The 15,534-nt window shown below is 49.8% G+C and carries 13 protein-coding genes and 2 pseudogenes; 2 read left to right on the forward strand and 13 right to left on the reverse strand.

Going from position 1 to position 15,534, the window contains the following annotated elements; genetic code table 11:
• Positions 1 to 171, forward strand: a pseudogene (locus ACFQ0N_RS16445) (IS630 family transposase); the annotation flags it as partial.
• A gap of 9 nt (positions 172 to 180) precedes the next feature.
• Here ACFQ0N_RS16445 and ACFQ0N_RS16450 read toward each other — a convergent pair.
• Positions 181 to 849, reverse strand: coding sequence for an ankyrin repeat domain-containing protein (locus tag ACFQ0N_RS16450; protein ID WP_379328613.1), 669 nt, complete (start codon positions 847 to 849; stop codon positions 181 to 183).
• 221 nt (positions 850 to 1,070) lie between these two features.
• Here ACFQ0N_RS16450 and ACFQ0N_RS16455 point away from each other — a divergent pair, with 221 nt between their 5' ends.
• A complete protein-coding gene (locus tag ACFQ0N_RS16455) occupies positions 1,071 to 1,265 on the forward strand; it encodes a YgaP family membrane protein (protein ID WP_379328010.1) in 195 nt (64 codons plus the stop codon).
• A 101-nt stretch (positions 1,266 to 1,366) separates the two neighbouring features.
• On the opposite strand, the pseudogene ACFQ0N_RS16460 reads toward ACFQ0N_RS16455, so the two are convergent.
• The 12 genes and pseudogenes from ACFQ0N_RS16460 to ACFQ0N_RS16515 form a co-directional block, all read right to left on the reverse strand.
• Positions 1,367 to 1,550: pseudogene (locus ACFQ0N_RS16460) on the reverse strand (Y-family DNA polymerase); the annotation flags it as partial.
• A 26-nt stretch (positions 1,551 to 1,576) separates the two neighbouring features.
• Positions 1,577 to 1,954: a YhjD family protein gene (locus ACFQ0N_RS16465; RefSeq protein ID WP_379328012.1), complete on the reverse strand. Its 378-nt coding sequence runs from the start codon at positions 1,952 to 1,954 to the stop codon at positions 1,577 to 1,579.
• Between the two features lie 399 nt (positions 1,955 to 2,353).
• Positions 2,354 to 4,027: a ribonuclease J gene (locus ACFQ0N_RS16470; RefSeq protein ID WP_379328014.1), complete on the reverse strand. Its 1,674-nt coding sequence runs from the start codon at positions 4,025 to 4,027 to the stop codon at positions 2,354 to 2,356.
• 142 nt (positions 4,028 to 4,169) lie between these two features.
• Positions 4,170 to 5,426 carry an ABC transporter substrate-binding protein gene (locus ACFQ0N_RS16475; RefSeq protein ID WP_379328017.1) on the reverse strand — a complete coding sequence of 419 codons (1,257 nt, stop codon included), beginning with the start codon at positions 5,424 to 5,426 and terminating at the stop codon, positions 4,170 to 4,172.
• A 14-nt stretch (positions 5,427 to 5,440) separates the two neighbouring features.
• Entirely contained in the window at positions 5,441 to 6,157 is a 717-nt protein-coding gene (locus tag ACFQ0N_RS16480; RefSeq protein WP_379328019.1) for a response regulator transcription factor, read from the reverse strand.
• A complete protein-coding gene (locus ACFQ0N_RS16485; RefSeq protein WP_379328021.1) occupies positions 6,154 to 7,944 on the reverse strand; it encodes a sensor histidine kinase in 1,791 nt (596 codons plus the stop codon). The genes ACFQ0N_RS16480 and ACFQ0N_RS16485 overlap by 4 nt, the downstream gene beginning before the upstream one ends.
• Positions 7,945 to 8,062: 118 nt before the next feature.
• On the reverse strand, positions 8,063 to 10,207 hold the full coding sequence (locus ACFQ0N_RS16490) for an ADP-ribosylglycohydrolase family protein (RefSeq protein WP_379328023.1): 2,145 nt from the start codon (positions 10,205 to 10,207) through the stop codon (positions 8,063 to 8,065).
• 17 nt (positions 10,208 to 10,224) lie between these two features.
• Positions 10,225 to 11,058, reverse strand: a complete 834-nt coding sequence (locus tag ACFQ0N_RS16495) for a carbohydrate ABC transporter permease (protein ID WP_379328025.1) — start codon at positions 11,056 to 11,058, stop codon at positions 10,225 to 10,227.
• Positions 11,058 to 11,927 (reverse strand): carbohydrate ABC transporter permease, encoded by an 870-nt coding sequence (locus ACFQ0N_RS16500; RefSeq protein WP_379328027.1) that lies wholly within the window; start codon positions 11,925 to 11,927, stop codon positions 11,058 to 11,060. Before ACFQ0N_RS16500 ends, ACFQ0N_RS16495 begins: the two co-directional genes overlap by 1 nt.
• A 96-nt stretch (positions 11,928 to 12,023) precedes the next feature.
• Positions 12,024 to 13,283, reverse strand: a complete 1,260-nt coding sequence (locus tag ACFQ0N_RS16505) for an ABC transporter substrate-binding protein (protein WP_379328029.1) — start codon at positions 13,281 to 13,283, stop codon at positions 12,024 to 12,026.
• Positions 13,284 to 13,323: 40 nt separating this feature from the next.
• Entirely contained in the window at positions 13,324 to 14,202 is an 879-nt protein-coding gene (locus ACFQ0N_RS16510) for a nucleoside hydrolase (RefSeq protein ID WP_379328031.1), read from the reverse strand.
• Between the two features lie 249 nt (positions 14,203 to 14,451).
• On the reverse strand, positions 14,452 to 15,534 hold the full coding sequence (locus tag ACFQ0N_RS16515) for a serine hydrolase domain-containing protein (protein WP_379328033.1): 1,083 nt from the start codon (positions 15,532 to 15,534) through the stop codon (positions 14,452 to 14,454).

Here is a 15,534-nt window from a genome sequence, read left to right on the forward strand (position 1 = left end):
AGCCCGAAACTCAATATTGTCGAAGGGTTATGGAAATGGCTCAAATCGGATGTCATTAACAACGTTTTTTACCACACAGTCGCAGAGATTCGCACCAACGTGCAACAATTCATGGATGAGATAATGAAAACCCCTTTGACCATCATCGACCGTCTTTGTGTTAGGTTTTAATCAGGACATTCAATAGTTCAACTTATATAGTGTATGAACCATCTCTTCATAACCTAAACGCCGCGCGTGCTGCAAAGGCGTTACACCTTGCGAATCGGCAAGATTCACGTCTGCACCATATTCGACTAGAAGCTTAACGATTTCCTGATGCCTTGCCTCGCCGTCACCCAGCAGAATCGCTTCCAGCAGCGCAGTCCAGCCGAGATTGTTCACATGATCGATGTTTACGTCCGAGGTGGCCAGCAGTTCTTTCACGATATCGACATGACCGCGATCGGCAGCCGGAATCAAGGCGGTGCCGCCGAAACGATTCGTGAGTGTCGTGTCGGCGCCGGCAGCTACCGAAGCCCGAACAAAATCAAACAAGCCCTCTGCGCCGGCATAAAGAAGCGGATTGTCTGAGCGATGATCGCGAATATTAATATCCGCCCCCTTATCTATCAGAAGCTTGAAAATATCAAACTGATTGGTGTGTGTTGCAATCATAACCGAGGTTCTTCCGCGATTATCGACAGCATTAATGTCAGCCCCTGCCTCAAGCAGCTTCGTAATTTCAGCTGAATTGCCCTGTTCCACCACATGCAATAAATTCGCGTTCTTCATGTCCCTATTATCCTCCTTAGATTGACAGCCAGCGAGAAATAGTATGCATAGCATAATGATAGTGGCACGCTGCAAAGCTTCACCATCCCCTCTTTTATATGTTAGCATGCGGCAGGCCGCATGAAAAATATGAATAACAGAAACATTAAGTCCCGCAGGACCATCCTGTATGGCGGCTTTCTAATTTTTTTGAATTTCGTTTCCTAAAGAAGGACAAAATAAGCAATACAAGTAACAGACAAAAATAAAATGACATGATGGGGATTAACTCCATCAGTTCCAGGGAGGATTTTAAAATGAAATGTAACGTTGGAAAAACCGAGCGAGTGATACGAATATCTATTGGCGCTATTATTGTTCTCGTGGGCCTGTATTACAGAAGTTGGTGGGGACTTGTTGGATTGGCGCCAATAATAACAGGCGCGACACGTTATTGTCCCCTTAATACTCTTTTAGGAATCAACAATTGCAAAGTTAGTACCAAGCAATAAATACTCCTTCTATCACTGATTTCATTCAAAAAGAATCCGAATATGCCGCGGCACAAAAATAAGCCCCCATCATTACTGTGCGTAACATGGGGGCTTATGGGAGCGTATCGAGATCCAAGCCGTTCTGCAGTAGTGATATCATGCTGCTTAGCAAGGTGACACGCAAGCCAGGATGATTCCGGATCGACGGGCCAGGTCTTCTGCAACATTGACAGGTTGGTCTGCATATTCGGGGTGGGCAGCTTTTTCAACGCTTGCGTATAAGGACTGACGATCAGCTATCATCACGATTCGACGTTTGTTATCGTTTATCAAAGGATGCTCCTAAAATCGATATTCAGATATTTACTTAAGTACTTGTAAAGCTCCGCTTTCACCACCCCCCAAAGCATAGAGAACTTATGTTGATATCCCCTGCATAAATAACGGGCCTCAATGCACAACTCGGTTCGCTGCTGTTCATACACTTTTATTCCTCTGTAACGCATGTTTTGGCGAATCAGCATAACGTCTGCAGTGATTAGATCTTGTGCGGATCTTAACACTTTGATATATACAACATTCATCTTTAACTTCACTGTCCCTAATGCTTTAATATCTCTTTCCAAAACATCAAGAAGAATGGGGAGTAAAATGTATTCTTTGACCAGATGGAGGTCGCCTTCAGTCTCTAGGGGGGCTTGTGTCATATAATCAGCCCCCGATGAGACGCCTTCCCTACGGACGCGTAAAATGACTGACAATCGACAAGCATAATAACATGGTTAGCCGACATGATGATGCGCCTCTCTAAATACGAATATATGTTCTTATTATATATCAAGAGCAGGCTGTTTATGCAACGGAAAAAACTGACATGTACAAAGTAAAGACATGTCAGCTGCCAGCAGAAGCATAAAACTGAAAAACGGACTCAGCCGTCAGGGGCCGAGTCCGCCCAAAAATGTATCTTCGCCTACTTGTTTCCGCCGCCTTTTTTGCCTTTCTTGTCCGACGTTCGCGTTGTAGTATTTTGGGCGCCATGCCCTTGCTGTTTCGACAATCCTGTCCCCTCCTTTGCATGCGATTGACCAATAGTATCCCACAAATTACACCTCAATAATGATCGGCAAAATCATCGGCCTTCTTTTCGTCTGCGCAAATATGAAGCGCCCCAGCGCCTCTCGCAGCGTCTGCTTCATGGCGCTCCATTGGCTCACATTTTCCTCCTGCAGCTTCTCAATGGTGGATATGACGAGCTGGCTAATGTCATTCATCAGCTCCTCCGAGTCGCGCACATATACAAAACCGCGGGAGATGATGTCCGGGCTGGACAAAATACAGCCTTCCGTCTTGCTAAGCGTGACGACGGCAACCAACATACCGTCTGCCGATAGCTGCTTGCGGTCGCGCAGCACAACATTGCCGATATCGCCGATTCCCAAACCATCGACCAGCGTATTGCCTGACGGTATTTTCCCGTTTTTGCGGGCGATCTGGTTTTGGATTTCCACGACTTCACCGTTGTTGACGATAAAAATATTTTCCATTTCAACGCCGACCGATTGCGCCAGCAGCCGGTGCTGATACAGCATTCTGAACTCGCCGTGAACCGGAATAAAGTAACGGGGCTTCATCAGCGTCAGCATAAGCTTCAGCTCTTCCTGGCTGCCGTGGCCGGAGACATGCATTCCCGTCGCGCTTCCCGATCCGTATATCACCCGCGCTCCCAGCAAATAAAGATTGTCAATAACACGGGCGAGATTGCGCTCATTTCCCGGAATCGCCGTCGCCGCTATAATGACTGTATCTCCGGGCATGACATCGATTTGCCGGTGATTTGAACTGGCCAGGCGGGACAGAGCGGCCATCGGCTCCCCTTGACTGCCCGTACAAAGAACAGCAATTTTTTCCGGCGTAAAACGGTCGGTATCACCAGCTTCAATGAGCATCCCGTCCGGTATGTTCAAATAACCCAGCTCCTGAGCGACGGCTGTTACATTTACCATGCTGCGGCCGAGCAGCACGAGCTTGCGCCCGGACTGAACCGCAGCGTCAACAATTTGCTGCAGGCGGTGAACGTTAGAGGCAAAGGTGGAAATAAACACTTTTTGCTCCGCCTTCATAAACGCCTCTGCAATATTTTCGCCTACTAACCGCTCCGATGGCGTAAAGCCGGGCCGTTCTGCATTCGTACTTTCGGACATCAGCAGCAGTACGCCGTTCTTTCCGATCTCGGCCATGCGGTGGAGGTCGGGGTATTGCCGGTTTACTGGCGACATATCAAATTTAAAATCGCCGGTATGCACGACTATCCCCTCAGGAGTGTGGAAGGCGACGCCCAAACAATCCGGAATGCTATGATTGGTGCTGAAAAAAGTGATCTTCACCGTCCCCAGCTCCAGGCGGGTGTCCGCATCAATAACATGCAGCTTTGTTTCACTCAGGAGCCTGTGCTCGCGCAGCTTCACCTCAATCAGACCAACCGTTAATTGCGAGGCGTAGATCGGGATATTCAATTGCTTCAGCAAATACGGAATGCCGCCGATGTGATCCTCGTGGCCATGCGTAACGATCAGCGCCCGCACTTTGTCCGCATTGTCCAGCAAATAAGTAACGTCCGGCACAATTAAATCGATGCCCAAAAAACTTTCGTCAGGAAACTTCGACCCGCAGTCGATCACAATAATGTCATCTTCATACTGCAGCAGGTACATATTTTTCCCGATCTCATTGACTCCGCCTAGTGCAGCGACCAATAGCTTTCCTGACTGTATGGCCATAAAGATCTCCGACTCCCTCTACCTGAGCATAAAAATAAAAGTTTGTCTACTTCGACTCTGCTTGATGTACATTTTGCCGCATAATGGCTGCTGTCATTCAAGTCATTTTTCGCCAAAAGAAAGAACCATCCACGCTCGCTTGTCAGCCCTCTATCTTTGCCAGCAGCTGCCTTTGCGCTTCCTCCGGCGTAATGTCACCAAGCAGCAGCTTGTCCATCACTTCAGCGATGATATCATTAATTTCGGAAAAGCGCTCATTTTTATATTCGGTCATACGAATATCGGGAGCACTGTCAACAAAAGCCTGAATATGCTGCGGAAATTTCGCTTCGAGAATGATGCTGTTCACTTCCTTGTTGGAAACGGCGGGCAGTGCCATACTATGTTTGGCTACAATCCGCATGCCTTCGATACCGGTAAAATAGTTGAGCACCTCCCATGCTTCGCGCGGATGCTTCGAATCTTTGGATATCGACCAGCTCAGCGCCGCTACCTTCGTCTGCTGATTGCGCTTGCGGGGCATCTTCACAACGTCCCAATTGAAGGGCAGCGGATGATTCCCGAACGATGGCAAATGCCACATGCCAGCCGAAAACATAGCAATATGCTGATTGCGGAATAACGACTCGCTCCCTTGGCCCATAGCCCGGATATCAGCCGGATCGGGAGAGCTTTTGTCGTCGACGGCCATCCGCTTGATCGTCGTCAACGTTTCCAGCGCATCGGCAGAATCAAGGCGGCTTTGGGCAGGATCAGCTGCATAAATTTCCACATTGTTGCGGGAAAGCATCCCGTCAAGCGGAGCTCCGTAATTATCGTATAAAAAGCCATACTGCTGCTTATCAGGGTCAGTCAGCCGGGCCGCGGCTTCCATAAATTGCGCTTCGCTCCACTGATCTGTCGGGTAAGGCACTCCGGCCTGATCGAACAGGTCTTTATTATAATAGGTCACATAAGGCGAAATCTCCTGCGGAATGCCATACTGCTTGCCATCGAACTGATAAGCCTCCATAACCGCCGGGTAAAAATCCTGCTTTCTAAACGACGCGTCTCCGGCAATAAAATCATCCAGCGGCAGCAGTACGCCGCGTTCAGCAAGCGACAGCGTCCATTCATTAATGTAGAGGATATCCGGGGCATTGCCGCCAGAAATCAGCGTCAATGTCTTCTCGTACCGGTTGGGGCCCAAATCGATCCATTCAATCGAAATTTCCGGATGCGCCTGCATAAAGCGTTCAGCCGTTTCATAGCGCACCCGCTTCTCCAGCTCTGTGCCGCTGAAGGAGATGCGAATGACCGTCTTATTCGCATCCGGCCTGCTCTCCGGCATTTGGGACGCATTGCCGCCGCAGCCTGCCAGCGTCAAGGAGAAGCAGATCATTATCGTGAGTATTATCATGCTGGGTCGTTTTCTCATGGTTGGCGCTTGCCGGCTGCCTCCTCCCGAAACTGCAATGGTGTGACATTGTAATGCTTTTTGAACAGATTGTAAAAGTAATGCTGGTCATTGTAGCCGACAGCCTGTCCGATTTCATAGACCTTCAGCTGGCTGTTTTCCAGCAGGAAGGCCGCTTGCTGCAGGCGCAGCCTGGTCAAATACTGAATAAACGACTCCCTCTTCTCCTGCTTGAACAAACGGCTGAAGTGAGGCGCGCTCAGCTCAACATAGTCCGCCACGCCTGTCAGCGATAATGTACTATCGGAATAGTGCTCGTCTATATAAAGCAGCGCCTTGTCGATCGTCCCCAACCACTGCTCGGGAGTGATCGTTTTTTCCAATTGATCAAGCAGCTCGATGACAGCCTGATACTCTACCGGTTTCAGCAAATAGCGCACCACGCCGAATTTAATCGCCGATTGCGCATATTCAAATTCCGCATATCCGGTCAAAATAACCGCTTTCAGCTGCGGATGCAGGGCTGAGGCTTGACGTACCAGCTCCAGCCCGTCCATTTCCGGCATGCGAATATCGGTTAGCATGACATCAGCGGTCTGATGGGCCAAAAACTCCAGCGCCTGATGCCCGGTAGTAAAAGTACCGGCAATTTCCCAATGGCCGCGATACTTTTGCAGCTGTCTGGAGAGCCCCTGCGTCACTCTTTCTTCGTCATCTACCAGTAAAATTTTCATTGCGTCCCTTCTCCCTGCTGCTTCTGCGGATACGGCAGCCTGATCGTCACGTTAGTCCCCCGGCCTGGTTCGCTCTCAATCTGCATCGTCCCTGCTTCGCCGTAATAGAGCTTGATACGCTTATAAATGTTTTCCAGCGCCATACTTTTATTCAGACCGCCGGAGTCGGCCGATTGCTTGCCTAGGGAAGCGCGAAGCAGCGCCAGCCGCTCTTCGGACATCCCGGCCCCGTCGTCCGCAACGCGCAAGACGACACCATAGTCTGCCCCGCCGCTGACTGCGCTGACTGTAACCGAACCTCCGTCGCTTCTGCTTTCCAGCCCATGATAGATCGCATTTTCTACTAATGGCTGGATCGTCAATTTCAAGAGCGGAAAATGGGCGGCTTCCGGTGCGGTCCAGCAGGACATCTTAATTTTGGTGAAACGCTGCTGCTGTACATACATATAGTTTTTAATATGCTCAAACTCCTCACTCACCGTTACCGTCTCGCGCTTGCTGCTAATTGTATAGCGAAACAGCTTGGAGAGGGAGATAATGATTTTGGCCGCCTCCTCCTCATCCTTGTCAATCAGCATCCAGTAAACGGAGTCCAATGTATTATACAGAAAATGAGGATTGATTTGCGCCTGCAGCTCCCGCAGCTCCGCTTGCTGATGGAGGATCTCCACTTCGTATACCTGATTGATCAACCGGTTAATTTCATTCGACATCCGGTTGAAGGAGTTGCCGAGCTCATTAATTTCTTTAATTCCGGTAGGAGGCAGCACCTGGTTGAGATCGCCCTTTTCCACCCGCTTCATCGCCCGCTGCATCCGTCTGATCGGCAAGGAAATCCGCAGCGAAAGCAGCCATGAGCAGGCAAAAATCGTAATGATCGCCAGCAGTGACGCCCAGATCCAAATTTCCTTCATATAGGACATCTTCTGGTTCAACACCGCGGCAGGAAGAATAACGACCGTATGCCATTTGGAATCATTTACAGCATGCTGTGTGATCAGGTACTCTCCATATTGAGAATCGTCAATGAGATAAGAGCCGGAGGCAATCGACTGTATGCGCTTAAAATAATAATGGACCGCCTCCGGCTTCATCGAGCTTCCGCCTGCTATTAAATTCCCTTTCCCGTCATAAAGCAGCAGCTCCCCTTGCGAATCGCTGTTCATACGGCGGAATTCATTGTAGAGTTCATTAATATTGAGCAGCATCATCACGTAGCCGAGCTTTTTCTCGCCGATAAAATTCGTCATTTGCCGAATTCCATAAATGTAAGGATATTGCCCGATCGTCTCTTTGGAGACGAGCCATTCCATACGCTCGAACGGCACCTTGCGCTCATCTGTCATCGCAAACACAGCGTCTGTTATTTCATAAGGCTGCAGTACGCTATTATTGTAGCCGATGTATCCGAATTGCGGCGAGTAGATTTGAATAGCGGATAAATTCGTACTCGCGCTCGATGCCCCCTTCATAATCGAGGTCAACTGCTGCGCCTGCCGATAGTAGAGGTGCTTCTCCTGTCCGTTGAGGATGCTTTGCAGGCTCCAGTTGCTGATGACATTGCTGGCACTGGCCTCTGCCATTTTCAGATGCTCATCGATTTTCTGGCTGAGCTGTCTCGATGTGCTTTTCATAAAATCAATCGTCGTCTCTTGAAAGGTCGTCTTCGTTCTCTCGAACAAAAACAAGCCGATGCAGCAAAGGATCAGCAAAAACAAGGCAGCGAATTGAACGGTCATTCTGGCCTTGATCGAGTAAGCTTTGTTACGAAATCGAAATCGATACATCCCGGATCCGAGACCTCCTATGTTATGGCTTTACTTTAACACGAACGGAGGAAAAAGATGCATATTCCAAAAGAGAGAAAGCCGGGTCGGCGCTGCTGCTTACCCGGCTTTCTTACTATTATACGACCGGCTTCACCGCAAAGGAAGCATAGGCGGTACGCGAGCCATCGCGATTGCCGAAGCCGATGCAGCCCGTAAGCAGCGGCTCATGCTTGTCTTCATATTCAAACTGCAGTTCCCCGTTTACATGGACAGCAATATGCGCGCCCTTCACCTTGACGCCAATCGTATAGGAGCTGCCCGCTTCCCGCTGCCATGCATAAGGCTCGACGTGCAGCTTCACACAGCTGCCGTCCTTGTTCTTGTACAGGCAAAGCGTATTATCAGGCCCGAGCCCGGCCGCATAGCTGCGCAGAGCACCCTGCACGCGGAACAAAATATGATGCTGTTTCCCTTTCAGCGGCTCAACCTCAGCTGTAAATTGATAATCCGACCAGTAATGCGAGCCGGTGTAGCACTCAGCAGGCTCAAAGCCGTGACCGCCGGCCAATTTGCCGCCTTCCAGCTTCCAGATCCCGCGCAAGTAGGTGAGCTGCGATACCGTCTGATGCAGCGCATTCCATTTTTCCATCTGCTGAGAAGCGAAGGCTATGCGGTAATCTGCAGCGCCATACACTTTCCACTCATCCAAAAACCATTTTAGCGAAAACGATTTTTCACGCAAGCTGGAGTCGCCGGTTACGGCATATTCGATCCCAACCTTGCCCACGACAAAATTTTCAGCATACGGGATTTGGAAATGAAGCCGCTGCCACTCCCCGCTCAAAATCGCAGCCGGACCATACAGCCGGGCCCCGCTCCGCGCCTCCTCGGCATAAAACCGGGCGTTCAGCCCTGTCCCTGCCGACTCGTCCAGCTTGAGATAAGCTTCCATCGTTTGGCCCGGATAGACGGTCGGCGAAATATCCGGATCATAGCGGCTGTCATCAAAATCATGCGGGCCGGCATAAGTGAGAAAGAAAAGATCAAACCCAGTTCCCGTAAATACCGAAGGCGCCGTTAACTGAAGCGAACGTTGTCCGCGGTACGCCTCACGGTCTGTATTTTCCAGCAAGATCCGTTCATTGCCCCGATACTTCCATTCCAACGCATGCGTGGAGCCCGGAAGCTCAAAGTGCAAGTAATGAGCCGCATCATCGTGCACAATCGCTTCCCAGCCCTCGGCCTGCCAGCCATGCAGCTTGGAAGCCAGCTTGACGGTATAAGCGGCAATCGCCGGGATCGTCTGCAAATTAAGGCTGCCGAGCAGCCCAGAGCAGCAGACAAAATCGTTAATCGGCTCCTTCCATTTGTCCTCGATCTGTTCCGGACCGTTAAGCACACCGACGATTGTGCCGACATTGCCGACATTGCAATCGGTGTCCCAGCCGCACATATTGCAAATATTAATCGTACGGCTGAAATCACCCTGTCCATACAACAGAGATAGTACGATGACCGCTGCGTTCGGGATAATATGGCAAACGCCCTCATAATGCTGATAACCGTATTTGTCCTGCACAAAGCGGAAGGCATCGCGCCAATCGTCGGTTTGCCGGGCATTGTAATAGGCCGCCACATCTTGAACCATCTGCCCATAGGTGCTCGCTTGCGGAATGACAGCCAAACCGTCGGCAATGATGTCTTCTACCCGGGTGCGAATAAAGGCCGAGGCAATGCAAGCGGCAATAAACTGGCCGCCGTAGATGCCGTCCCCGTCATGCGTGACGCTGGACATCAGCCCGGCCAGCTCGGCGGCTTTCCCCGGCTGCCCCGGGCAGACAAGCCCCCAGCAATCCGAGAAAATTTGGCCGCCGATTTGCTCGGCAACCGTCTTGCCATTCTGCTCGATTGAACCGGCGAGCGGAGCGGGAACGCCATTTTTCAAATTCATATAAGCCGTATGCTCTGTCGATACCCCGTATCCGCCCCACCAAAAGAAGCCGTGCCCCTCTCCTGCATAATTGAGCAGCGTTTGCGCCATCTGCTCAGCTGTTAAAGCGCCAGGTTCAAAATCATCAAGCGCTCTCATGAAAAACACCGGCCCGTTAATATCGTCATCGGCGGCAAAATGGCTAAAGCGATACGGATAGTCCGTTATTTCCCCGAACGTTTGCGCGATTCGCTCATACGTCCACCCTTCAATATTGGCGCCATGAATGACGCCGATCACTTTGCCCAGCCAGCCCCCATATACTTTCTCCACATACTTTTTCGGAAACATGCGCCTCTCCTCCATGCTCAGCTTTTCACTGCACCGCCAGTCAAGCCGGCAATAATTTGTTTTTGAAAGATCATATATACAATCATTATCGGTATCATGGTCAGCACAAATGACGCAAACGCCAAATTGTAGTCAAACGAATATTGCGATTTAAAATTGTACTGGAACAGCGGCAGCGTCCACATCAGCTCCGATTTGTTCAAAATAAGCAACGGCAGCAGGAAATCATTCCAAATCCAGAACGCATTAATGATAATAATCGTTGCAGTCAGCGGACCGAGCAGCGGGAATATAATCGAACGGTATGTCCGGAATTTGCTGCAGCCATCCACATAAGCCGCCTCTTCGAGCTCCTTCGGGACCGAAGTGCGGATGTAGCCGACGTAGAGGAATACCCCTTGCGTCAGCGCGTAAGTGACGTAGAGCAGTACAAGCCCGGTCTGATTGAGCAGGCTAAGCTGCGTCATCAATTTGGTTACAGGCAGCATGATCACCTGGAACGGCACGATAATGCCCAAAATAAACAAAACGAACAGCGTTTTATAGTACAGCTTGTTCATATTGCGGCTGATCGCATACGCAGTAATCGGTACAATAAGCAAAATCAAAATAACGGAAACCGTTGTAATCCCGATCGAGTTAATAAAAAACTGACCGAAATGATTACTGTTCATAACCTCCTGAAAATTGCCCCAATAGAGCTGTTCAGGAAACGAGAAAAAATTGCGGGAGCTTTCCTTCGTTGTTTTGAAAGCCGTGATCAGCGTCAAATACAGCGGCAGAAAGATAATGAGCAGCCCGAGAGACAGCAGCACATAACTAAGCGCCGAGCGGCCTTTTTCCTGTTCCATTAGGCATTCACCTCATATCTGCTCATCCCGCGAATTTGCACGAACGATACAATGGCAATAATGACGAAGATCACCATCGCCAATGCGCTGGCATAGCTGAACTTAAACTCCTGGAAAGCAAAATTGTATACGAGCAAGCCGACCGTTTCCGTCTTTTTGCCCGGTCCGCCCCCTGTCATCGCTACGATATAATCGAAGGCAGTCAACCCGCTTTTGGCTGTCAAAATAACGACCATATTGAGCACGGGAATGAGAAACGGCACAACGACGGAACGAAAGCGCTGAACGGCAGTGGCACCATCGAGCGAAGCCGCCTCCAGCAAATCTTTGGGCACGCTTTGCAGCGCAGCTAGAAACAGCAGGACCGGAATGGCCAGCCCCTGCCAAAGGCTGACAAACAAAATGCCGTAAAACGCCAGCGTCGGGTCAGACAAAATATTTTTCGATAGCGGTGCATAGCCGATCGCCTTGCCCAGCATCGGAAGCGCATGAGCGAACAGCTGATTCCAAATGAGACCGACCGTAATCATACTGAGCACAGCCGGAAAAAAATACGAAGTACGGTAAAAGGATTGGAATTTGCGCACGCGATTAAGCAGCAACGCAATAATAACGGCAAAAATAACCGTTAATACGACCAGCGCGATGGCATATTTGAACGTAAAGCCCAGACTGCCATGAATGCGGTCATCGGTAATTAAATTTTTGTAATTGCTGAGCCCGATAAAGTTTTTCTCTTTACTGAGGCCGTCCCAGTCAGTAAGGCTGTATAAAAAACCATTAATCATCGGATAAATGAAGAAAATGGCGTACAGTGCTACAGCAGGCAGCGTAAACAGCAGATGTGAGTATCTGTCGATCTTTTTCATCAACGATTCCCCTTTTTTTAACAGACTAGTTGGAGCTGCATAAAGGAGGAACAGGAGAGATGCAATTCCCGCCTGTTCCGCCTGCTGCCTATCCAATTATTTTTCAAATTCCTTGTTGATCGCTTTTTCGAATTCAGGCTTGGCTTTAATAATGAAGTATGCGGAAGCCTGGGCGCCCCAGCTGGCATCTTTGCCCGCAGCCCAGTTGAAGTGCAGCCAAGGATAGTAGCGGCCTTCTTCAGCCAGCAGCTTCGTTACATCTTCCGTCTGCGGCGCATTCGCCTTCACGCCATCGATCGTGGACGGAGATTTTTCATTATCTGCAAGATATTGTGCAGTCGATTTTTCCGTCATATATTTGACAAACTTTTTAGCTTCTTCCGGATGTTCAGTTTTCGCGGAAATCGCCAGCGCGTAGTCGACGCCGCCAAGCACAATGCCTTTGCCGTCTTCATTCGGCACTGGGAACATTTTATACTCGTCCTCCATGCCCGCTTGCTCGATCATCGGCACCGCCCAGATGCCTTGCGGCATCATCAGCGCCTCGCCTTTGGCAAACAGGTTGACAGCATCCGGATAGTCTGCCCCAGCCGCATCAGGCTGGCTGTTGTCGCGGATGAAGTCCATTTGCTGGATCAGCTTTTGGAAGCCAGGGTCGCTCTCCGCTTTCGCTGCGGCATCGGCAAAAAATTTATTCGCCGCTTCAACGCCCGCTCCATTTGCCATCAGTGTTTCGGTCAAATGTCCGGCGGACCATTCCGCTTTAAAGCTGGTAGCAAAAGGAATCAGGCCTTTTTCTTTGATCGCTGCCGCTGTTTTCTCCAGCTCCGCCCACGTAGTAGGAACGGTCAAGCCGAGCTCATTGAATTTGTTCACATTGTAATAAATGCCGTAAGCATTCATCGTCAGCGGGACACTGAAATCTTTGTCTTCGTATTTGATATCCTTCAAGAAGGATGGATTCACATTCGCCAGTACATCCGAACCTGTCAAGTCCATGAAATAGCCGGATTTCGCTTGCGATTGGAAATCAGACTCATTGGGGAAAATCGACATAATATCGGGCACATCATTCGTCGACATCCGTGCATACAACACTTTACGCGAATCCGGAACTTGCACCTGGTTCACGATAATATTCGGATTTTCCTTTTGGAAATCATCGATAATTTTTTTCAAATTGTCTTTAATTTCCGACTTCTGATTAAACAGCTCAATCGTCACTTTTTCGCCCTTATCGCCGGTTGCGCCCGTATTGGTATCTGCACCGTCTTTGCTATCATTTTTACTGCAGGCGGAAGTCAGTACAATCAGTGCTGCGCTGGCAAGCAGCAGCCATTTTTTTGATGATTTCATTGTTTAAATCCCCCAGTTAATGGTTTGTTTTTTATTTCCATTAAAACAAGCGCTGCATGAACAAATCGATAAAGCTTTTACTGTCGACAGCTGTCGCTGCCAGAACGTTATTTTCCTGCGGACGATTAAAAAACACATCCTGCTGCACAACCGTCATGCCGCGTGTAAATTCGCCCTGACACTCGACGGCAATACGCTTTGGCTCCATCTTCAGCAGTTCGGGATGGCTGATGTAAGCAATCGTGAGCGGATCATGAAGAATGGGCAAATGCTTGGACGAATCCATCCACTGTGTCAGCAGACGAGAGAGAAAGCTTACCCGGCTTGAGGCCATCTTTTTGATGTGCGCAACATCCGCTTCTGTCAATCGGCATTGCAGCGTAACGTCCAGGCCAACCATCGTCAAATCCAGTACAGACTCAAAAACGATTCTCGCTGCCTCGGGATCGCATACAACATTCCATTCCGGATAATAGGTGGAATGCATACCTGCCATCATCACAACTTTCACCCGCTTCATCGTCTCCGGCGCCTTGCGCACAGCTGCTGCAATGTTAGTCAGCGGACCGATCGCGACAATCGTCACATCCGGATGCGCCTCTGCCTGCTCCAGCAAAAAGTCGACAGCATGCCGGCTGCAATTGCCTTGTATGTCATGATAGTCATCCAGCCACTGGCATGGTATGTTCTGTACATCCGTCTTAGCGAGCAGCGGCGCCCCAATTCCGGTGGCAACCGGGATGTCCAGCCGTTCAAAGGCCCGCAAAAGCTGCAGCACCAGCTTCGTTCGCAGCTCCGTATTGCGATAGACGGTCGTAATGCCGATCACTTGCAGCTCAGGCGAGTTCAGCGCTAAGGCAATCGCCAGCGCATCATCAATGTCGTCTCCAATATCTGTATCAATAATAATTTTTCGCATAGCATCTCACCTCCCGTATCCTTCGGATGCAAATTCGGAATACGCTTTCTTGAATGCTTTTCGCACTGGCTTCGTGCTTGTATACAATTTTAACAAAGGGATAGTGGGGCTTATAGTACGAAAGAATTATGGTTTTTGTACACTTTTTTGATCTTTCGGCACTTGTGGCCGCAAAAAAACACGCCCGCTCCATGTCAGAGCGGGCGCAGCTAGGCTAGGCGAGGGCTAAGCGGACCTACGATCTGGCTGTCAACTCAGTTTATTGATAATATTAAGCATCAGCCGGATGCCTTTGCGGTTATAGCGAAAATGATTCAACGAGCCAATCAAATAGCTTTCAGTGGCCGGATGGTAGAACAGGAAGGAGCCGGTCGAGCCGGCATTGCCCCACACCTCATATTTGCGCGGCATAAAGAGCGGAACATGCTTGAACTCCATCACTCCATAGCCGTAATCAATGCCAAGAAAAAAACGCTCCTTGTGCTGACGCATCCGGTTCAGTGCAGGCTCGCTAATAAGCCGGTGCTGAACAAGCGCCTGCATAAACAACAGCAAATCAGCGTTCGTGGAAATAATCCCGCCGCCGGCATACATGAAGTGAAGGCTGTCAAAATGGGCAATATTTGTTCGATTTACAAGCAAGTCGGCAACAGGATGCTCCCATAAGACAAGCGGCTCTGCACCGAGCAAGCAGGAATGCTTCATCCCAAGCGGCTCAAATAAATAGCGGCGCAGCACCTCATGCAAAGGCAGCTGTGTCACTCGCTCAATGATAAATCCGAGCAGGTGGTACCCGGTATCGGAGTAATGAAACCGGCGTCCCGGGGGAGACAACGCTTGCAGGTGCTGCTTCGACCACAAAATCGCCTCGCGCGGCGTCCACTTCTTGTGCGGGTCCTGCAGCACAAGCTCGATCATCCGCTTGCCTTGCTTCGGGCGATCCTCAATAAAGCAGTGCAAGCCGGAGGTATGATTCAACAAATGCTTCAATTGAATTTGGGCGGTGTAATCCTGCCCTTTGTATACATGAAGCCGCTCCGTCAGCTCGTCATCCAAATAATTGACGATTCGCTCCTCGTAATTCAGCCGTCCTTCTTCCGCCAGCATCGCCGCCACAACAGCAGTCAGCAGCTTGCTCACACTCGCAACAAAATATGGCTGCCGGGCATCCGCTGTACATTTGGCTAGTCCCGTAAATCCTTCAGCAGCATTCAAATGAAGACCCAATTTGTCAGAATGCACAAGCAGGTAAGCGTTGCAAATACCGCTATCCTGCTGCACTGTATGGCGAAAATATTGCTCGATTGCCGTCTCTGCTGTTCTATGACCCAT

Source organism: Paenibacillus sp. GCM10027626 (assembly GCF_042676285.1).
Taxonomy (GTDB): domain Bacteria; phylum Bacillota; class Bacilli; order Paenibacillales; family Paenibacillaceae; genus Paenibacillus_Z.